The sequence below is a fragment of the Yonghaparkia sp. Soil809 genome, from assembly GCF_001429705.1.
In the GTDB taxonomy this organism is placed as follows: domain Bacteria; phylum Actinomycetota; class Actinomycetes; order Actinomycetales; family Microbacteriaceae; genus Microcella.
The window spans coordinates 461,401-480,903 of sequence record NZ_LMSV01000001.1; the positions used below are offsets into that span (position 1 = coordinate 461,401).

Annotated in this window: 21 protein-coding genes and 1 tRNA gene; 10 read left to right on the top strand and 12 right to left on the bottom strand. The window is 68.9% G+C overall.

The window, feature by feature from the left end:
• Positions 1–10 precede the first annotated feature (10 nt).
• The 6 genes from ASG83_RS02225 to ASG83_RS02250 all read right to left on the bottom strand — a co-directional run bounded on the left by ASG83_RS02225 (position 11) and on the right by ASG83_RS02250 (position 5,336).
• The gene (locus ASG83_RS02225) at positions 11–898 is read right to left on the bottom strand and encodes a class I fructose-bisphosphate aldolase (RefSeq protein ID WP_055856622.1); all 888 of its coding nucleotides are present in this window, start codon (positions 896–898) and stop codon (positions 11–13) included.
• The gene (iolC, locus tag ASG83_RS02230) at positions 895–1,845 is read right to left on the bottom strand and encodes a 5-dehydro-2-deoxygluconokinase (protein ID WP_055856623.1); all 951 of its coding nucleotides are present in this window, start codon (positions 1,843–1,845) and stop codon (positions 895–897) included. The genes ASG83_RS02225 and iolC overlap by 4 nt, the downstream gene beginning before the upstream one ends.
• The gene (locus ASG83_RS02235; RefSeq protein WP_055856626.1) at positions 1,842–2,666 is read right to left on the bottom strand and encodes a carbohydrate ABC transporter permease; all 825 of its coding nucleotides are present in this window, start codon (positions 2,664–2,666) and stop codon (positions 1,842–1,844) included. Before ASG83_RS02235 ends, iolC begins: the two co-directional genes overlap by 4 nt.
• A complete protein-coding gene (locus ASG83_RS02240) occupies positions 2,663–3,598 on the bottom strand; it encodes a carbohydrate ABC transporter permease (RefSeq protein ID WP_055856629.1) in 936 nt (311 codons plus the stop codon). The genes ASG83_RS02235 and ASG83_RS02240 overlap by 4 nt, the downstream gene beginning before the upstream one ends.
• Before the next feature lie 76 nt (positions 3,599–3,674).
• Positions 3,675–4,955, bottom strand: coding sequence for an ABC transporter substrate-binding protein (locus tag ASG83_RS02245; protein ID WP_162242495.1), 1,281 nt, complete (start codon positions 4,953–4,955; stop codon positions 3,675–3,677).
• A gap of 309 nt (positions 4,956–5,264) precedes the next feature.
• Positions 5,265–5,336: transfer RNA gene (locus ASG83_RS02250), tRNA-Gln, on the bottom strand.
• A 146-nt stretch (positions 5,337–5,482) separates the two neighbouring features.
• Between ASG83_RS02250 and ASG83_RS02255 the strand changes: the two genes are divergently transcribed.
• Together ASG83_RS02255 and ASG83_RS02260 are read left to right on the top strand one after the other, a co-directional pair.
• Positions 5,483–5,986, top strand: a complete 504-nt coding sequence (locus tag ASG83_RS02255) for a MarR family winged helix-turn-helix transcriptional regulator (RefSeq protein WP_055856634.1) — start codon at positions 5,483–5,485, stop codon at positions 5,984–5,986.
• Between the two features lie 569 nt (positions 5,987–6,555).
• Positions 6,556–7,032: an SRPBCC family protein gene (locus tag ASG83_RS02260; protein ID WP_055856637.1), complete on the top strand. Its 477-nt coding sequence runs from the start codon at positions 6,556–6,558 to the stop codon at positions 7,030–7,032.
• A 22-nt stretch (positions 7,033–7,054) separates the two neighbouring features.
• On the opposite strand, the gene ASG83_RS02265 is transcribed toward ASG83_RS02260, so the two are convergent.
• On the bottom strand, positions 7,055–7,456 hold the full coding sequence (locus ASG83_RS02265; protein ID WP_055856640.1) for a hypothetical protein: 402 nt from the start codon (positions 7,454–7,456) through the stop codon (positions 7,055–7,057).
• A 61-nt stretch (positions 7,457–7,517) separates the two neighbouring features.
• Positions 7,518–8,285 (bottom strand): SDR family NAD(P)-dependent oxidoreductase, encoded by a 768-nt coding sequence (locus ASG83_RS02270; protein ID WP_055856642.1) that lies wholly within the window; start codon positions 8,283–8,285, stop codon positions 7,518–7,520.
• Between the two features lie 120 nt (positions 8,286–8,405).
• On the opposite strand from ASG83_RS02270, the gene fgd reads away from it, so the two are divergent.
• The 7 genes from fgd (at position 8,406) to ASG83_RS02305 (ending at position 13,652) form a co-directional block, all read left to right on the top strand.
• A complete protein-coding gene (gene fgd / locus ASG83_RS02275; RefSeq protein WP_055856644.1) occupies positions 8,406–9,440 on the top strand; it encodes a glucose-6-phosphate dehydrogenase (coenzyme-F420) in 1,035 nt (344 codons plus the stop codon).
• A gap of 5 nt (positions 9,441–9,445) precedes the next feature.
• A complete protein-coding gene (locus ASG83_RS02280) occupies positions 9,446–9,877 on the top strand; it encodes a hypothetical protein (protein ID WP_156710915.1) in 432 nt (143 codons plus the stop codon).
• A gap of 320 nt (positions 9,878–10,197) precedes the next feature.
• The gene (locus ASG83_RS02285; RefSeq protein WP_055856649.1) at positions 10,198–10,446 is read left to right on the top strand and encodes a hypothetical protein; all 249 of its coding nucleotides are present in this window, start codon (positions 10,198–10,200) and stop codon (positions 10,444–10,446) included.
• A gap of 20 nt (positions 10,447–10,466) precedes the next feature.
• Positions 10,467–10,949, top strand: a complete 483-nt coding sequence (locus tag ASG83_RS02290; protein WP_156710917.1) for a hypothetical protein — start codon at positions 10,467–10,469, stop codon at positions 10,947–10,949.
• A 26-nt stretch (positions 10,950–10,975) separates the two neighbouring features.
• A complete protein-coding gene (locus ASG83_RS02295) occupies positions 10,976–11,764 on the top strand; it encodes a hypothetical protein (protein ID WP_156710919.1) in 789 nt (262 codons plus the stop codon).
• Positions 11,761–12,453 carry an ABC transporter ATP-binding protein gene (locus ASG83_RS02300; protein ID WP_055856658.1) on the top strand — a complete coding sequence of 231 codons (693 nt, stop codon included), beginning with the start codon at positions 11,761–11,763 and terminating at the stop codon, positions 12,451–12,453. Before ASG83_RS02295 ends, ASG83_RS02300 begins: the two co-directional genes overlap by 4 nt.
• A 68-nt stretch (positions 12,454–12,521) precedes the next feature.
• Positions 12,522–13,652 (top strand): ABC transporter permease, encoded by a 1,131-nt coding sequence (locus ASG83_RS02305; RefSeq protein WP_162253776.1) that lies wholly within the window; start codon positions 12,522–12,524, stop codon positions 13,650–13,652.
• Positions 13,653–13,664: 12 nt separating this feature from the next.
• Here ASG83_RS02305 and ASG83_RS02310 read toward each other — a convergent pair whose 3' ends face one another.
• Entirely contained in the window at positions 13,665–15,554 is a 1,890-nt protein-coding gene (locus ASG83_RS02310; RefSeq protein ID WP_055856664.1) for an ABC-F family ATP-binding cassette domain-containing protein, read from the bottom strand.
• Between the two features lie 53 nt (positions 15,555–15,607).
• Between ASG83_RS02310 and ASG83_RS02315 the strand changes: the two genes are divergently transcribed.
• Positions 15,608–16,192, top strand: coding sequence for a signal peptidase II (locus ASG83_RS02315; RefSeq protein ID WP_082514866.1), 585 nt, complete (start codon positions 15,608–15,610; stop codon positions 16,190–16,192).
• Here the strand turns inward: ASG83_RS02315 and ASG83_RS02320 are convergent.
• From ASG83_RS02320 to ASG83_RS12855, 3 genes are read right to left on the bottom strand one after another with little or no spacing between them, the layout of a single operon-like run.
• On the bottom strand, positions 16,143–17,078 hold the full coding sequence (locus ASG83_RS02320) for a 4-(cytidine 5'-diphospho)-2-C-methyl-D-erythritol kinase (RefSeq protein WP_055856666.1): 936 nt from the start codon (positions 17,076–17,078) through the stop codon (positions 16,143–16,145). The two genes, ASG83_RS02315 and ASG83_RS02320, sit on opposite strands and share 50 nt — an antisense overlap.
• A 58-nt stretch (positions 17,079–17,136) precedes the next feature.
• Positions 17,137–18,798, bottom strand: coding sequence for an MDR family MFS transporter (locus ASG83_RS02325; RefSeq protein WP_082599021.1), 1,662 nt, complete (start codon positions 18,796–18,798; stop codon positions 17,137–17,139).
• Positions 18,795–19,448, bottom strand: a complete 654-nt coding sequence (locus ASG83_RS12855; RefSeq protein WP_082599022.1) for a TetR/AcrR family transcriptional regulator — start codon at positions 19,446–19,448, stop codon at positions 18,795–18,797. Before ASG83_RS12855 ends, ASG83_RS02325 begins: the two co-directional genes overlap by 4 nt.
• Positions 19,449–19,503 lie beyond the last annotated feature (55 nt).

Genomic DNA, 19,503 nt, shown 5'->3' on the forward strand with positions numbered 1-19,503 from the left:
ACGAGCGGCGTCAGCGGGCGCCGTGCACGAGCTCGGCGGCGCGCTCCACAGCACGGCCCACGTCGCCATCCGGGGGGTACAGGATCGTCCGACCGACGACCAGTCCGCGAACGCCTGGCAGGCCGAGTGCGTTCTCCCACGATCGGTAGATGTCCTCCGATGCCATCGCCGGGTCGCCGCCCAGCAGGAGGGTCGGGAGCGTCGTGGCCTTCATGACTCGCTCCATATCGGGAACGACCGGGAGCTTGAGCCACGTGTACGCCGAGCTCGCGCCCAGCGCAGACGCGATCGCCACAGACCTGATGACGGCGTCGGCCGTGAGGTCGTTCTTGATCGAGCCCTCCGACCATTCGCTCATGAACGGCTCGATCATGAGCGGCATCCGCGCCTCGGCGGCGCGCGTCACGATATCGCCGGCGGTGTGCAGCGTCTGAGCCGAGCCGGCGTCCTGCAGATTGATCCGCACGAGGAGCTTCGCGAAGTCGAGATTCAGCTCGCGGATGGTGTCGAGGTCGTACGCAGTGAATCGGTCGTCCATCTCGAACACCGCGGCCTTGAGGCCTCCGCGATTCATGGAGCCGACGACGATCTTGTCCTCCAGAGCGCCCATGAGCGCGAGGTCCTCGACGAGGTCGGCAGTGCCGAGGAACCCGTCGACTCGAGGGTTGGCCAGACCCTCCGCGAGGCGGTCGAGCAGGTCGTAGCGATCGGCCATCGCCATGCCGTCGGTGCCGACACCCAGCGACCCTCGCGCCGGGTGATCAGCAGCGAGGATGAACAGCCGGTTGTCGCCGACGAGCAGAGGCCGCCGCGATCGGTTCACCAGCGCACGGCGGATCGCCTCCGGATCGGATGCCCTGGCGTGGCGAACCGCCTCGAAGTCTCGCTGAGTCGTCACTGAGGCGTCCCTTCCAAGAGGCGTTCAACGTCGTCGGTGCTCGGCATCGCGGTCGAGCATTCGCGCCGACTCGCCACGATCGCTCCCGCGACGTTGGCGAAGCGCAGCGTGGCCTCGAGCGACCAGCCGCTCAAGAGCCCGTGGCAGAGTGCGCCACCGAATCCGTCCCCCGCCCCGAGGCCGTTGACGACGTCGACGGGGAACGGTGCCACTTCGACGGATTCGTCGCGAGTCTTCGCGAGAACGCCCTTCGGGCCCTGCTTCACGATCGCCAGCTCGACGCCGCGCTCGAGCAGAGCATCCCCCGCTCGATGCGGGTCGGTCTCCCCCACCGCGATCTCGCACTCCTCGCGATTGCCGACGGCGACGCTCACGTGCTCGAGCGCGCTCGCCACCTGCGCCCGCGCCTGCTGCGCGCTGTCCCAGAACATCGGTCGGTAGTCGAGATCGAGCACCGTGATTCCCGCTCGTCCCCGCGCCGACCAGGCCGCATGGTGAGCGGCGCGACTGGGCTCCCGGGAGAGGCCTGTGACCGTCGACCAGTAGATCCTGGACTCCCGCACCGCCTCGAGATCCAGGGACCCGGCCTCGATCATGAGATCGGGTGCGACGGGCTCGCGGTAGAAGTAGATGGGGAAGTGATCGGGCGGGAACATCTCGCAGAACGCGACGGGCGTGTTGAGGCCAGCCGTGACCGCGATGTACCGCGGGTCGACTCCGAGTCGCGCCACCTCGCGTGCGACGAAGCGGCCGAACGGATCGTCGCCGACGGCGGTGATTACCGCGCTCGCCCGACCATGTCGAGCGGCCGCGATCGCGACGTTCGTGGCGCTTCCGCCGACCGACTTGCTGAAGGTCGCGACGTCCTCGAGCGGCGTGCTGTCCTGCAGCGGATAGAGGTCGACGCCGACCCGACCCATCGTGAGGACGTCCAGTGGCGCGGTCATCCCTTCACCGCCCCTCCGGTCGTGCCCTCAGCGATGTACTTCTGCACGAAGAAGCCGATGATGATCATGGGCACCATGGTCACGGTGGCTGCGGCGCTCGACAGCCCCCAGTCGACCGAGATGGCGCCGACGAAGCTCGCGATGCCGACGGGCAGCGTGTAGGTCTCCAAGGTGGTCAGCTGCAGCGAGAACAGGAGCTCGTTCCACGAGTACTGCGCGCTCAGGATGAACACCGCGGCGATCCCTGGGACGACGACAGGGAGCATGACGCGCCAGAACGCCTGCATGCGCGTGCATCCGTCGATCATCGCGGCGTGCTCGAGCTCGCGCGGGATGTCGCGGAAGAACCCCATGAGCAGCCACACCGCGAACGGAAGATTCAGCGCCACGTGAGCCAGCACGGGCCCGACGAGCGTGCCGCGCAATCCGACCGCGTTGATGATCACGAAGATCGGGAGCATCATCGCGATACCAGGGACCAGCTTGCCGACCAGGAAGCCGTTCGCCACCGAGTTCGCGAACCGCAGCTCGAAGCTCGTGAGGCCGTACGACGCGAAGGTCGCCAGCACGATCACGATGAAGGTCGAGCACACGGCGACGACCGTGCTGTTGATGAAGTAGAGGCCGAAGTCGCTCTTCGTGAAGGCGTTCACGTAGTTATCGAGCGTCGGTTCGAAAAAGATCTTCGGGACGTCGGTGAAGATGTCCTTCGCCCGCTTGAACGAGTTGACGATGATGAGCGCGATCGGGACGACCGTCCAGAGCAGGAAGAGGACGATCACGAGCCATTTCGCAATGGTGACGAGCGCGCGCTTGGTCATGAGTCGCCCTTGCTTCGAGCGGAGTTGCGCATGAGCGGTCCGAACAGGATCACAAGGGCGATGAGCGTGATCATCGCCACGGCCATGGCGTAGCCCATCTCGTTGTTCTCGTAGGCCTGCTTGTAGGCGTAGATGCTCAGGGATGAGGTCGAGTTCGCGGGGCCGCCGCCCGTGAGTCCGTAGATGAGGTCGAAGACGCGGAAGGCGTCGGTGCCGCGGATGAGGATGAGCACGATCAATGTCTTGACGAGGAGCGGCAGCGTGACGTTGACAAGCGTGCCGATCGTCCCTGCTCCATCGATGCGGGCCGCCTCGTAGAGCTCTTCCGGGATCACGGTCAGACCCGCTGACGTCACGAGGATGATGAACGGGACGGCGTGCCAGACATCGGTGATCACGATGCTGAAGAGGGCCGTGGTGGTGTCGGTCAGACCGCCCCACTCCTCCAGCCCGAACCAACTCAGCACGTAGTAGACGAGTCCGTAGGTGGGGTCGTACATGTACCGCCAGATGAGGCTGACGATGATCGGGGAGATCAGCAGCGGCATCGCGAAGATCGCCCGGAGGATGTTGCCGGTGCGCGGGTTCAGGCTCTTGAGCAGGACGGACATGCCGACGCCGATCAGCATGCAGAGGAACAGCGACATCACGGTGAACAGGGCGGTGTTGAGCAACGAGGAGATGGCCACGGGGTCAGCGAAGAACTTGGCGTAGTTGTCAAGGAAGACGAAGACCGCCGACTCTTCCTGACCCAGGCTGTACTCGAACGTGCTGGCGATGAGAGCGAAGCCGAGCGGGACGATCATGACGATGAAGATCGCGGCGGCCGCGGGCAGCACGAGATAGAGGGCGAGCCGGAGATCCTTGCGTGCGTAGCTGCTCGTGCTGCGCCTCTGCGCTCGGCCCCTCGGGGCGAGCTGGATGCGGGTCATGGGAACCTCCGGGGCGTCGGGGGAGAGGGCGCCGGTGCGGGCCGTGAACGAGCCCGCACCGGCGATGGACCAGCGTCTAGAACTGCGAGGCCAGCGTGTCCTGGATCCCCTGCAGCATCGTCGCAGGGTCTTCACCGCTGCTCACCACTCCCGAGAGTCCGACGCTGAGCGCGTCCGTCAGCGCGGGTGCGTTGGGCTGCAGAGGAACGGTCACGCCCTTAGCGAGCGCCTCCTGAACCGTGGGGAGCCACGGGGCGTTCGCAGTGAGGTCGGCGTCGGTATAGAGCGACTCGCGGAAGCTGATGAACGACGGGTCGATCGTGCCCATCTCCTTCTGCGCGGCCTTGCTGGTGAGCCAGGCGCCGAGCTTGAAGGCCTCCTCCTGGTGCTTCGAGTCGGCCGGAACGGCCCAGCCCCAGGTCTGCAAGAGGCCCGCGGGCGTCTCGCTGTACGGGAGCGGTGCGTAGGCGAGCTTGCCGGCGACATTGGACTCGTCCGGGTTCTCCAGCGCCGTGAAGAGGCCGGAGGTGAGGATGCCGATGGGAGCCTGTCCGAACTGCAGCGCCTTGTTCACCTCATCCCAGTGCCACGCGTTGCTGCCCTCGAGTCCGTACTGGCTGAGCTCCTGGATGAATTCGACGGCTTCGACGACATCAGGGTTGGTGAGGTCTAGCGCCCCGCTCTCGTCGAAGAAATCGGTGTCGTTCCCGGCGAGAAGCACCGCCATGATGTTGACGATGGCCGAGCCCTGACGGAAGGGGAGCGCGATTCCGGAGCCCTGCTCCTTGAAGTACTTCGCGACTTCCAGCGTCTCGTCCCACGTGCTCGGGGCCTCGAGCCCGGCGGCGTCGAGTGCTTCCTCATCGAAGACCACGAGCGGCGTCTGCACGAAGTAGGGAAGGGCGTACAGAGCGCCGTCGCGGGTGTAGACCTCGACGCCGCTCTCGTTGAAGTCCGCGAAGTCCCAATCGGGGCCGGTGAGGGCCTCGTCAGTGACGAAGTCGGAGAGATCGGTGAGGTAGTCAGCCTCGGTGTACTCGCCGACCCAAGCCTCGGGCACGTAGATCAGATCGTACTCGCCCGTGGCCGTGCTCATGTTCAGCGTCTGCTTCTGCTTGAGCTGGCCGTAGTCGATGGCGTCGAATCGGATGGTGACGCCGGTCTCAGCGCTGTACTGGTCGAGGAGCTCCTGCTGAGCGTCGGCCTGAGGCCCGGCCCAGCGGGAGACGGTGAGGGTGATGTCGCTCTGGGGCGACTCGGCGGCGGGCTCCTCTGCCTCGCTCGCACACGCCGTGAGACCGGTCAGCGCCATGAGCGCTGCAAGTCCGATGGCGACACTGCCACGTGATTTGCGCATTTCGTCCTTCTTCTTCGTAGGTGAAAGCGGGGGCCCATCGGGTCCTGGTGCGACGCCATTCAAATGTACTAACAAACAAATGTCAAGCCAAAGTATTGACGGGAAAGCGAGCTCTCGACCGCGCGAGCACGGACGACAGCATGGCCTGCCGACCCCGCTCCCCGAGTTCCGACGCGCAGTCTGGTCTCGCCGTCGAACTTCTTCGGGCCGCACATGACCGGGAGAGAAGACTGGGAGCGCATGCGATCTGCGTGGGCAGGAGAGCGAGCGGCTCAGAAATGCCGCCTGTGGGCGCCGTAGTTCCATCAGCTCCGCCTCCAGGATTCGAACCTGGGCCTAACAGCTCCAAAGGCTGTCGTGCTGCCGTTACACCAAGGCGGATCGCGCCTCACGGGCGCGGGGCAAGTCTGCCAGACGAGCCCGAGCGGCCCGCGGGCGGCGGGCGCGCGCCGAGCATCCGTCGCCGCCGGCAGGCGACCGAGACAAGGCGCGACCGGCGCACATGAGGCGCCCGCGATAATGAACGCATGACCGCCCCCGCTGATGACGTCGACCGCATCGTCGACGCGTGGCAGCGCGAGCGGCCCGACCTCGACTTCTCTCCGCTGCACGTGCTGTCGCGGCTCGGTCGGGTTGCCAAGCACCTGGATCGGGCGCGGAAGGCGGCGTTCGCGGCATCCGCGCTCGAGAGCTGGGAGTTCGACGTGCTCGCGGCCCTGCGCCGCGCCGGCTCGCCGTACGAGTTGAGCCCCACCTCGCTGCTGCGCCAGACGCTCGTCTCGAGCGGCACCATGACCAACCGCATCGACCGGCTGACCGCACGCGGTCTCGTGGAGCGGCGGACGGACCCGAACGATGGCCGCGGCATCCTGGTGCGGATGACGGAGTCGGGCCGCGAGCGCGTCGACCACGCGATCGCCGAACTCGTCGTCGCCGAGCGCGAGCTGCTCAGCGGGCTCAGCCGCGCCGACCAGGAGCGGCTCGCGAGCCTGCTGCGGACGCTCGGCGCCGACTTCGAGGGATCGGTTTAAGGGCTCGGCCCGCTTGTCGCTGTCGATCCCGTCCGACTAGGAATCGGTCAGTCCAGGTCTAGCCCGGCCACTCTGCCCATGGCCGTCTTCCATCCCCACACCTTATGAACCACGCCAACTCCGCGGTCCCTGTAGTTCGATGGCAGCGACGTAGGGGCCACCGGCGCATTCGCGACGACGACGAGGCCTCCCTCGACGAAAAGCTCAATTGGGATGAGGGCTTGTTCTCTCACCAGCAGGCCGATCACATCATCCGAAGTCGGCCACGCAGCTCCGCGCCATGGCAATGGCCCGCCCACGAACGTGGATCGGCTGCCCGGGCCCTCGTGCTTCAGGTCAGTCACCTGCAACACACCCCAGGCATCGTCCGTCCTCATGATCGGAACTAGATCCCCGACCCTGAGGTCACGGCTGGATTTCGGCGTGAGAGGGAACGATCGGACGCGCGTCACGGAAGAGAAGCTACCGGCACGGCGGCGCAGCGGCCGTCAACGAAGTGCGACGGTCGTCACTCATCTCGAAGAGCCGATCTAGAACCGGCCTCGGGGCAGCGTGGCTACGCTCGGTCCATGAGCGAGCCGACTGTTGCCGACGCCCCCGAGCCCGCGAGCGTCGACGTGCTCGTGACGGAGGTCATCCGCCGGCCGGTCGAGGTCGTCGCCGCCTACGCGAACGACCCGTCGAACGCGCCCGAGTGGTACGCGAACATCTCGAGCGTCGAGTGGAAGACTCCCCCGCCGGTCGGCGTGGGCAGCGAGGTCGCGTTCGTCGCGACCTTTCTCGGACGGGAGCTGCGCTACACGTACGCGATCGTCGAGCGCACCGCGCAGTCGCTCGTCATGCGCACCGCCGAAGGGCCGTTCCCGATGGAGACGACCTACCGGTACGAGGCGTTGCCCGACGGCAGCACGCGGATGTCGTTGCGCAACCGCGGGAACCCGAGCGGGTTCTCGAAGGTCGCCGCGCCCCTCATGCGATTCGCGATGAAGCGGGCAACGAGCGCCGACCTGCGGGCGCTCAAGGCGATCCTCGAGCGCGAGTCCTGAGCCGCGCCGAGCCTGAGCGGGCTCAGCCCAGAAGCGGCAGCACGAACGACAGCACGACCGCGATCACTCCGACCGCCGTCAGGATGCCGCCGAGCGTGATGAGCGCGCGACCGTCGTGGGCCGGCGAGTCGAGGCGGGCGCTCTCGGGGCGGGAGGGGTGCACCCAGACGGTCCGGGCATCCCCCACCGCCGGAATCGGCCCCGTGAGGGGCGAGACGGTCTCGTGCACGTCGCCTCCGTCGCCGAACCAGCGCAGCTTGGCGTCGCGCTCGTGCACGTTCGTGATGACCGCCTTCGCCGTGCGGTAGCGGCGCGCCCACGCGCGGCGCGAGAGCCCGATGACGAGCAGGATGATGCCGCTCGGCAGCAGCAGCCACGACACGGCCTCGGCGACGATCGCGATGGCGTCGAGGGGGTCGGTCATGTGCTCATCGTAGGGGCGAACGCTCGGTCACGACGGGTCGCGCGGCGGGCCCGGGCCGTGCTCAGCGGGGAGCCATCCGCACCGCGCCGTCGAGCCTGATCACCTCGCCGTTGAGCATCGGGTTCTCGACGATGTGCTGCACGAGCGCCGCGTACTCCGTAGGTCTGCCGAGGCGGTGCGGGTGCAGCGTCTGCTCCTCGAGCGAGGCGAGCGCCTCCTCCGGCAGCATCTCAGCCATCGGCGTGCGGAACAGGCTCGGCGCGATCGCCATCACCCGGATGCGGTGCTCGGCCAGGTCGCGCGCGAGCGGCAGCGTGAGACACACAATCGCACCCTTCGACGCCGAGTAGGCGGCCTGACCGACCTGCCCGTCGAACGCCGCGACCGAGGCGGTCATGACGATCACGCCCGACTCCTCGTCCGGGGCGTCGGCCGCCGTCTCGACCATGCGCGCCGCCGCGAGGCTCACGACCGTGAACGTGCCGGTGAGGTTGATGTCGACCACCTGCCGGAACATGTCGAGCGGGAACGGCCCCTTCCGCCCGACGACGCGCGCCCCGCGCACGATGCCCGCGCACGCCACGACGACGTCGAGCCGCCCGAGCTCGCTCGCCGCGTCGACGGCGGCCTGCACCTGCTCGGCGTCGGTGACGTCGGTCGGCACGAAGACGGCGCGGTCGCCCCACTCGTCGGCGAGCGCGGCTCCCGGAGACTGGGGCAGGTCGGCGATGACGACCGAGCTGCCCGCGGCGAGCATCCGCTCAGCCGTCGCCCGGCCCAGCCCCGAAGCGCCACCGGTGATGAGAGCGGTGCGGCCGGTGATGTGCATGGATGTCCTCCGAGAGCTCTTCCGAGCGCCGACGACGATGACGGCGCGGCTTCCATGCCTACCACGGGGGTGCGCCGCGTAGGGTTCTTCTGCACCCGCCGCCGTCGACTGGAGTCACGCATGAGCACTGTCCCGTTCCGCATCGGCTACAAGGCCTCGAGCGAGCAGTTCGCTCCGCGCGAGCTGCTCGACTACGGCGTGCTCGCCGAGCAGGCCGGCTTCGAGTCGGTTTTCATCAGCGACCACCTCCAGCCGTGGAAGCACACCGACGGCCACGCGCCCGCCGCGATCGCCTGGCTCGGAGCCCTCGGCGCGAAGACCGAGCGCATCGTCATGGGCACCTCGGTGCTGACGCCGACCTTCCGGCACCACCCGGCGATGGTCGCGCAGGCGTTCGGCACGCTCGGGCAGCTGTTCCCGGGCCGGGTGATCCTCGGCGTCGGCACGGGCGAGTCGCTCAACGAGGCCCCGCTCGGCTTCGTCTGGCCCGACATCAAGGAGCGCTTCGCTCGCCTCAAGGAGGCGGTGCAGCTCATCGAGCGCCTGTGGGACGAGGAGCGCGTCAGCCACGAGGGCGAGCACTACCGCACCGAGAACGTCACGATCTACGACCGGCCCGAGGTCAAGGTGCCGATCTACATCGGCGCCTCCGGCCCCGCCGCGACGCGCCTCGCCGGCCGCATCGCCGACGGCTACATCACGACCTCCGGCAAGCCGCGCGAGCTCTACACCGAGAACCTGCTTCCCGCCTTCCGCGAGGGCCTCGAGAAAGGGTCGCGGGCTCCCGGGAGCGTCGACACCCTCATCGAGATGAAGGTCTCATTCGACACCGACAGGCAGCGCGCCATGGAGGACACCCGCCACTGGGCGGCCCTCGCGCTCAGCGGCGACGAGAAGATGGGCGTGGAGGACCCGCGCGAGATGGAGAAGCTCGCCGACGCCCTCCCCCTCGAGCGCGCCGCCTCGCGCTGGATCGTCTCGACCGACCCCGACGAGCACGTCGAGCGCGTCATGGACTACGTGCGCATGGGCTTCCGGCACCTCGTCTTCCACGCTCCGGGCCCCGACCAGGCGCGGTTCCTCGAGCTGTACGGCTCGGAGGTCGCGCCGCGCCTGCGGGCCGCGGTCGCCGAGTTCGACGCCGCGCAGGGGTAGTCGCCGTGCCGTTCTGGAGCAAGATGGAGTTCGGCGACCCCGCCCTGCCCAAGGGCGACCGCGGCAAGGGCTCGTTCGACGACTACGCGTACGACCTGCTGCCGAAGAACCGCGAGATCACGATGCGCCTCGCCGACGCGACGCCGCACCAGGACGAGATCGCCGAGCTCGCCGACACCGACGCCGACTCGCTCTTCACGGCGACCCCGGCGCGCAGCCTCGATCAAGAGCGAGTGGATGCTCCCATCGAGGTGCGCGTCTTCTCGGGTCGCCGCGTCTCGGGCGTCGTGGGCGTCGTGCCGCGCGGACTCGAGAGCGTCTACGACGAGGCGGTGCGCCGACTGGACGGCCGAGGCGACAAGCCGCGCATCCCCGTGGCCGTCGTGCACACCAAGCACGGTTGGCGCGTCGACCTGCTCATGGGCCGCACGAAGTAGGGACAAGAGCTAGAACGACTTGTCCACCTTTAGGAGGACTTGTCTCTTCCTCAAATTTCGGACAGGGTCAGATCGGCCCCACCGATGGCGATGAAACCGGGTCATCCACGAGAACAGGCACAACGTTGGCTAAAGATCGAGTTGAAACCAAGCCGCGGCGGCGGATCGCCAAAGCACTCCTGGCAAGCGGGCTGGCCCTGGGGTCAGTCCTAGGGCTCGCGCTTCCCGCGCACGCCTATTCGTCCACCGTGTGGGGCGAGCTGAACTGCACTGGATCGACCGTGTACTTCAGTACTGTCCGATACACCCAGGGCTCCGCAATGATCCACTACGCACTCGCGAATGAGACCGGCAGCACCTACGGGTCGGACGGCACCTACTTGGGTGTGTACATCGTTGCAGAGAACTCGTACAAGGGGCTGAAGTTCATGTCAGTTCCGTCCTATCCGAATGCGGTTCTCTCCGGAACCTTCTGGCTGAAGAACACCGCCTTCAAGATGTACGGACGCATGCCGGTTTCGGATGGAGCGTGCGACAACTACTTTTCTGGGACGCTCTACTTCGAATGAACTCTCAAACCCGAATTGCGGTGGCCATCCTCGCGGTGGCCACCGCGCCACTCTTACTTACTGCCTGCGTATCGACTTCACCCCCGGACGCTGAGACGGAGGCGAACCCAAGCGCTCCCACCTCCGAACTTGGCGACCTTGGTGGAGCACTCGCGGAGTACCGTGCCGCCACCGAGCTGTACGAGTTGCCCGCGGGCGACAGCTACCCCGAACCGTCGTTCGACGACGACGCCGGCCTGTACGAGGCAGGGTTCGGCGAGAGCGAGGTCGTGCTGTTCTGGAACTGCGCGTGGGGCCAGGAGTACCTCGACCTTCGCGGCGGCGATGCCGCCGCTGCCGCCACCGCCCTTGAGGAGTTCGCGTCTCTCGCCGAGACCGACGCGTACGACCGATACTTCGACCCGGTCAGCATCCACCCTGTGTTCGAGGCAGCGGTCGAGGACGCGCGGCTCGGCGATCCCACCGCCGTGCAGTCGATCGTCGAGGGCAGCTGCGCCTCGTGAGGGGTCGGCTCCACCGCGCCGTCGCGGTGACGACCCTGAGCGCTCTGCTCCTGACGGGGTGCACCCTCAGCAACCTACCGACGGAATCGGCTCCGTCCCCGGCGTCCGAGGGGATCAGCGTCACGACGCGGGATCTCACCTCTGTGCTCGTCGTCGAGGGCGCTGTCGTCGCATCACCCGAGGTCCTCATCGCGGCGAACGCGGCGGGCACGGTGGAGTTCGACGACGCAGCCCTGGGTGATCCGTCGTTGGGCGAGAACTCCCCTTTCGGGACGGTGGGCGGAGCAGCGCTGACGCTGCCATTCGCCGGTCGTATCGTGGCCCCGAGCGTTCCGAGTGGCTCAGATGTCGTTGCCAATGCGCCGGTGGCGACGGCGGCATACGCGGGGTTCGGGGTCGTGGTTCGGGTGCCCGCTGAGCAGCTCTACCGTCTCTACACCGAACCCACGACCGCGCTCGTGAGCCTCACAGCCGGAGCCGCCGGCATCACGTGCGCGCTGCATCCCCTTGCCGGAGCATCATCTCCAGACCAGCTGCCAGCGTTCGCCTGCCTCCTGCCTCCCGACACCAGCGCAGTCCCCGGGCTATCGGCTCGCGTCGGGATCGAAACGGCGTCAGCCCCGGGGGTCGTCGCTGTTCCCGTCTCTGCGGTGCTCGGGTCGAGTGAGTCAGGGGTCGTGACCGTCATCGATGGCAGCGATCGCGAACGCCGAGACATTCGCCTGGGAATCTCTGACGGGTCTTTCGTAGAAGTCGTCTCCGGGCTCGAGGTCGGGGAAACGATCTCGTCTGTCGCGCCGGACCTCCGACCGTGACCGCCGTGCTCGAGGGCGTCGCCCTCGCAGCGCGCATCCCTGGGACGGGAGGTCGCACTATCTATGAGGATGTGAGCCTGACCGTCCACGACGGGGAATCAGTGGCGATCATCGGCCGTTCCGGAGCAGGCAAGTCGACATTGCTCGCGACCCTGGGGCTGCTCCAGCCGCCGCACCGGGGCGAGGTGAGGATCCATGGCCGCGCCGTGAGCCGATCGAGTGACAGCCAGCGGGCTCGACTGCGCAATCGCGAGATGGGTTTCGTCTTCCAGGACTACGCCCTCGTCCCCCAGCTCGACGTTGTCGGCAACCTCGAGCTGCCACTCTCCTACGGCAAGCGGATGGGAGCGAAGCACCGTCGGTCGCGCATCGCCGAATGCCTCGAACTCGTCGGGATGGCGGGTACCGAAAGACGGAGGCCCGCCTCGCTGTCGGGAGGTGAGCAGCAGCGCGTCGCCATCGCCCGCGCTCTCGTCGCTGAGCCGTCGATCATTCTGGCCGACGAGCCGACTGGCGCCCTCGATGTCGCAACCGGCGATGACGTTCTCGAGGTCCTCCGCTCATCCACGGCCAGGATGGGAAGCTGTCTCGTCATCGTCACCCACGACCCTGTCATCGCCGCGCGGGCGGATCGTGCGCTCCGTCTCTCGGATCGTGGGCTGGAGACGGCGGGGATAGAGCGATCATGATCTCTCGACTCGTACTCGCTCAGGAGCTCCGCAGCCAGACGCGACGCTACATACTCGTCGCGCTGAGCATGCTGCTGGGCGTGCTCGGACTGGTCGGAGTCGCGCTCGGGAACTCCGTCGCCGCCGATTTGCTCATCGCGCAGGAAGAGCAGCTCAACGGTCGTGAGGCCACCTATGAGGCTTCTGCCCGAGCCAATCCGGCAGCGGGCGGGACGGTCATCGACCCATCCATCACTGCGATGCTGGACGGCGTGCTGGCGGGGGCCGGCGCTCGCGTGCGCGCCGCCGCAGTCACCACGGACATCCCCGGCCGCTTGCGCTCGATGACCGAGAGCGAGCAGGGACTGGCCGGAAATGCGGTGACGGTGACCTGGACGTCAGGGGCCATCGAGGCAATGCGCCGCATCCCGGTGCTCGACGGGCGGCGCGCCGCTCCGACCTGCCTCCCCGGGGAGATGACGCTGAACGAGCCGGCAGCCCGCGTGACGGGCGTTCGTGCGGGCGATCAGGCGTTGCTGTCGTTCGATTCGGGAGAGCAGCCCCGGTACGTGTTGATTGCGGGGATCGTCGCCGACGGGGCATCGCAACCGATCGTCTACGGCTCGTGGGAGCAGCTCGAGTGCATGATCCTCAGTCGACCTGCCCCGGAGGACAGCGTCATCAGGTTCGTCATGAGTCCACGCGACGCGACCACGGTCGAGCAGCTGCTGATCGAGTCCTTGGCCGATCGTGGGCTCAGCCTCGACGGAGGGGTGCGGCGCGTTGACACGGTTGACGGGGTGCGCTCTCAGATCGAGGTGCTGTCGACGATCTTCGCCGTCTGCGCCGCACTCCTGCTCGTCGTCTCGGCGCTGGGGATCGCGAGCGTCGGTATCGCGGCCGTCACCGAACGATCGCGCGAGCTTCTCGTTCGCCGAGCCTTCGGTGCCCGGCGAGTCGACATCTTCGCCCAAGTCATCATCGGAGCCGTTCTCGTGGGAGCGATCATCGGCGTCATCGGCTTCGCGATCGCGATCGGTCTCACGTACGGGCTCCTGCCCTCTCTCCTCCCCGTCGCCAGCTCCATCGCCGCCCCCGAGTTCCCCTGGGGCGCCGGCATTCTCGGTCTGGCAGCAGGCATCGGCACCGGACTCATTGGCGGCGCAGTGCCGGCAGTGCGCGCCACCCGCCTGCCGATCGCCGAGGCGCTGCGTCGCTGACGTCGCGCGGCCTCAGCCGAGCAGCTCGCCGAGCTCGAGCCAGCGCGTCTCGAGCTCGTCGCGCTGCTCCTCGAGCCCGCGCACCTGGTCGTGCAGCGCGCCGATCCCCGTGTAGTCGCTCGTGTCGTGCTCGGCGAGCGCGACGTGCAGCCGGTCGATCTCGCCCTGAAGCTTCGCGATGCGGCGCTCGATCGACGCGAGCTCCTTCTCAGCGGTGCGGCGCTCGGCCCCTCCGAGCGACAGAGCGGGCTTCGAAGCAGCCGCGGCAGCCGAAGGGCCCGCCGAGCCTGCACCGGCCGAGCCCGACGACGAGGCACCGGATGCCCCGCCCGCGCTCGTGACGGACGCGACCGTCGCGCGCCCGGCATCCGATACCGACCCTGCCGATGCCGCGGCGAACCGCAGGTACTCGTCGACGCCGCCCGGCAGGTGCCGCAGGCGCCCAACGCCGTCGGAGCCCGGCAGCACCGCGAACTGCTGGTCGGTGACGCGCTCGAGCAGGTAGCGGTCGTGCGACACGACGATGAGCGTGCCCGGCCACGAGTCGAGGAGGTCCTCGATCGCGGCGAGCATGTCGGTGTCCATGTCGTTCGTCGGCTCGTCCATGATGAGCACGTTCGGCTCGTCGAGCAGGATGAGCAGCAGCTGCAGGCGGCGCTTCTGGCCACCGCTGAGGTCCTTGATCGGGGTCGAGAGCTGCGCCGACGTGAAGCCGAGCCGCTCGAGCAGCTGGCCGGGCGTGAGCTCCTTGTCGCCGGCCACGTAGCTGGTGCGCTTCGTCGCGATGACCGCCGAGAGGCGCTCGTGCGCGACGGCGCTGAGGTCGCCGAGCTGCTGGTCGAGGGTCGCGACGACGACCGTCTTGCCACGCTTCACGCGCCCGGTCGTCGGCGCGAGCGAGCCGTCGATGAGCTTGAGCAGCGTCGACTTGCCGGCGCCGTTGACGCCGAGGATTCCCGTGCGCTCCCCCGGCGCGATGCGCCACTCGATGTCGTGGAGGATCTGGCGGTCGCCGTACGACACCGACACGTCGAGGAGGTCAATGACGTCCTTGCCCAGGCGCGCGGTCGCCATCTGCGCGAGCTCGATCGGGTTGCGCAGCTCGGGCACGTCGGCGATGAGCGCGTTCGCCGCCTCGATGCGGAACTTCGGCTTCGCCGTGCGCGCGGGGGCTCCACGGCGCAGCCACGCGAGCTCCTTCTTCATGAGGTTCTGGCGCTTGGCCTCCATGGTCGCGGCCTGCCGGTCGCGCTCCATGCGCTGCAGCACGTACGCCGCGTAGCCGCCCTCGAACGGCTCGACGATGCGGTCGTGCACCTCCCACGTGTCGAGGCTGACCTCGTCGAGGAACCACCGGTCGTGCGTCACGACGAGCAGCGCGCCCTGTCCGATCGCCCAGCGGCGCTTGAGGTGCTCGGCGAGCCAGGCGACTCCGCCGATGTCGAGGTGGTTGGTGGGCTCGTCGAGCACGACGATGTCCCACTCCTGGCTCAGCAGCGCGGCGAGCGCGACGCGGCGCCGCTGGCCGCCGCTCAGATCATCGACGAGCGTGTCGCCGGGGATGTCCGCGATGAGTCCCGCGAGAACGTCGCGAACGTTCCGATCGCCCGCCCATTCGTGCTCGGGCCGTCCGCCCACGACCGTGTCGAGCACCGTGCGGCCGGTCGCCAGCTCGTCGCCCTGGTCGAGCATCCCGAGGGTGACGCCGCGGCGGCGCGTGACGCGACCGCCGTCCGGCTCCTGCTTGCCGGCGAGGATGCGCAGCAGCGTCGACTTGCCGTCGCCGTTGCGGCCGACGACGCCGATGCGGTCTCCGTCGCCGATGCCGACCGTCACCCCGTCGAGCACGACGCGGGTGGGGTATTCGACGCGGAGCTGCTCGGCTCCCAGGAGGTGGGCCACGTCTCGAGCCTACGGCGCGCGGGCTGGGCCTCCCTACCCGGCAGAATGGGGTCATGTCTTCGCCCGATGGTCCCGCCGTGCCCGCCGACGAGGAGCGCGCGACCGCGCTCGACAACCCCGCCGTGCGGGCGCGCATCCGCCGCGTGCTGCCGTGGACCCTCGTGCTCGCCGCCGGCATCATCCTGCTCGACCAGGGCTCGAAGTTCTGGGCCGAGGCGACGCTCGAGCGCGGCGTGGGCGTCCCCGTCATCGGCGAGCTCATCCAGTGGCGGCTCGTCTACAACCCGGGTGCCGCGTTCGGCATCGGCGGCGACTACACGTGGATCCTCACGCTCGTCGCCGCGCTCGCGGTCATCGGGCTCGCGGTCTTCGTGTCACGCCTGTCGAGCATCCGCTGGGCGATCGCGGCCGGGGCGCTCTTCGGCGGGGCGATCAGCCACCTCGGCGACCGGCTCTTCCGCGAGCCCGCGTTCGCGCGCGGCGAGATCGTCGACTTCATCGACTACGCGGGCTACTTCATCGGCAACGTGGCCGACATCGCACTCGTGCTCGGCGCCGTCGGCGTCGTGCTGCTGAGCCTGATGGGCGTCAGCCCGCGACGACCCGAGCCCCGTGAACCGGACCCGTCGCACGGATGACCGTGTGACGCCCCGCGCTCAGCTCGACCTGCAGCTCGAGCGCGGCGTCGGCGTCAGCGACGAGGAAGGCGACGGTCGGGCCCGAGCCTGACACGATGCCCGCGAGGGCTCCGGCCTTCTCACCCGCCTCGAGCGTGCGGGCGAGCCCCGGCTCGAGGTGCAGCGCGGGAGCCTGCAGATCGTTGTGGAGGTACTCGGCGAGCTGGTGCGGGTCACCCGCGCGCAGCGCCTGCAGAACCTCGATGTCGACGGTCGGCTGCTCGGGGGCGGGCGCGATGTCGTTGACGTGGCGCTCGCGGTGCCGGTCGAGCTCGGCGTAGACCTCGGGCGTCGACAGCCCCGCCTCGGAGAGCGCGAGCACCCAGTGGAACGTGCCCTGCGCGAGGGCGGGCGAGAGCGCGTCGCCGCGGCCCGTGCCGACGGCGGTGCCTCCCATGAGCGCGAAGGGCACGTCGGCGCCGAGCTCGGCGGCGAGGGAGTGCAGCTCCTCCCGCCCGAGGCCCGTGCCCCACAGGTGGTCGCACGCGAGGAGGGTCGCGGCGGCGTCGGCCGAGCCGCCGCCCATGCCGCCCGCGATGGGCACGTTCTTCTCGATGTCGAGGTGCACGCCGCCGCGGTAGTCGGCGACGCGAGCGAGGAGTCGCGCGGCCCGGATGGCGAGGTTCGAGCCGTCGGTCGCGAGCGCGCTCGTGTCGATCGAGCCGGAGAAGCTCACCGAGAAGTCGTCGGCCGGGCGGGCGGAGACCTCCTCGTAGAGCGAGATGGCCTGGTACGCGGTCGCGACGTCGTGGTAGCCGTCGCCCATGAGGACGCCGACCTTCATGAAGACGTTGATCTTGCCGGGCGCCCGCACGTGCACTGCGCGCGAGGCTCCGGTGGCGACCATGAGAACACCTTATGGGAGCCCGGGAGTGCGTTCGTGCGCTCTCTCCCGGGCCCCCTGCTCAGTTCCGCGCGCCGCGCGGGGCGGTCGCGACGTCGTCCTCCTCGGTGAGCAGCAGCTGACCCTCGGCGAGCGACTCGGCGGGGATCTCGTGCTCGATGCTCGTCGAGAGCGGACGCTCCACGATGAAGAGCAGCGCGATCACGGCGGCGACCGCGAGCGGCGCGATCACGAGGAAGATCGGCATGAGCGCGTCGTTGTAGGACTCGATGATGGGGATGCGCAGGGCGTCCGGGAGCTCCTGCACGAGCGCGGGAGTGAGCGAGCCGGTACCGCCCTCGCCCGGCGCCGCGGGAAGCCGCTCGGCGAGCAGGTCGCCGAGCCGCGTCACGAACACCGAGCCGACGACGGCGGAGCCGAGGCTGCCGCCCACCTGACGGAAGAAGTTGTGCGCCGCAGTGGCCGTGCCGACCTCGCGATGCGCGAACGAGTTCTGCACCACGAGGGTCATGACCTGCATGCTCGTCCCCAGCCCGATGCCGATGACGGCCATCCAGGCGCAGACGACCGCCACGGGGGTGTCGACGGTGACGCTCGAGAGGCCGACGAGGCCGCCGGCGAGGATGGCCGTGCCGACGATCGGGAGGCGCTTGTAGCGGCCCGAGCGCGAGATCATCGTGCCGGTGATGATCGAGGTCAGCAGGAGCGAGGCCATCATCGGGATCATCAGCAGACCCGCCTCGGTGGCGCTCGCGCCGACCGACATCTGGAAGTAGGTCGGCAGGTAGCCGATGGCGCCGAACATGGCGACGCTCACGAGCAGTCCTGCGACGGTGGCGAGAACGAAGTTGCGGTCGGCGAACAGTCGCAGCGGGATCACCGGCTCGCTCGCCCGGCGCTCGACGAGGAAGAAGAGGATGCTCACCACGACGGTGCCGATGGCCAGTCCGATGATCTCGGCCGAGTTCCAGGCGTACTGCGAGCCGCCCCACGTCGCGATGAGCACGGCGCCCGTCGTCGCGGCGGCGAGCAGCGCCATCCCGAGCGCGTCGATGCGCGGACGCGCGGTGAGCTCCGGCCGGGGGATCCGCATGAGCACGAGGATCGCGACGATCGCGAGGAGCCCGAGCGGCACGTTCATCCAGAACGTCCAGCGCCAGCCGGGGCCCTCGGTGAACCAGCCGCCGAGGAGCGGGCCGGCGACCGACGAGAGGGCGAAGACGCCGCCGAGGATCCCCATGTACTTGCCGCGCTCGCGCGCCGGGACGACGTCGGCGATCGCGGCCTGCGACAGCACCATGAGTCCTCCGCCGCCGAGCCCCTGCACGGCGCGGGCGGTGATGAGCGCGGTCATGTCGGTCGCGAGGCCGCCGAGCACCGAGCCGACGACGAAGAGCACCACGGCGGCGATGAGCATGGGCTTGCGGCCGACGAGGTCGCTGACCTTGCCGTAGATCGGCATCGTCACGGTCGAGGCGAGCAGGTAGGCGGTGATCACCCACGAGAGGTGCTCGACGCCGTCGAGCTCGCCGACGAGGGTCGGGAGCGCGCTCGAGAGGACCATCTGGCTGAGCGAGGCGAGCAGCATGACGATCATGAGGGTCGCGAAGAGCAGCACGAGAGTGCGGCGCGCGTGCGCCTGGTCGCGCGCGGTGGGCGATGCGGCGGACGCTCCGGTGGGGGCGGATGACGCGGTGGGGCTGGATGACGCGGTGGCGGTCATGATTCCTTCCTGAGGAGATCGCGGAACAGGTCGAGCGCGGCATCGAGCGCGGGGCGCTCATCGCCGGCGGCCACCTGTGCGAGGTCGGTCTTGTAGGCGAAGCGCACGATCGTCGTCGCGAGCATGAAGGTCGCGGCGGCGCGGCGCTGGTCGGGGTCGCGCTCGGCGGGGGCGTCGAGGGGGACGTGGTCGGTGGCGAGCTCGTCGGCGATGTGGGGCGCGACGAGCGACTCGAGCATTCCGGCGAGGGCGTCGAGCCGTCCGCGCAGCTCTGGGTGGGCGCGCACGAGCGCGAGCCGCCGTCCGCCGGTGCTGGGCAGATCCGTGGATTCGTGGATCGCCGCGATGATGAGGGCGACGGTGCGGTCGAGGAGGGTCCCGTCGCCGCCGCGGAACGCGGCGACCGCCGCATCGGTGAGGCGCGGCTCGCGGAATCCGAGCATCGCGTCCTCCTTCGTGCCGAAGTAGTTGAAGAAGGTGCGCTTGCTCACGCCCGCGCGCGAGGCGATGTCGTCGACGGTCACGGCGCTCGGTCCGCGCTCCTCGGCAAGCGAGGCGGCGGCCTCGTAGAGGGCGGACCAGGTCTCGCGCCGGTTGCGCTCGCGCAGGCTCACGGCGGCCCCGACGGGATGCTCGACAGAAGTTTGCACTGGTGCATCTTATGCACTGATGCAGGTTGCAGCCTGAGCGTTAGCCTGGAGGCCC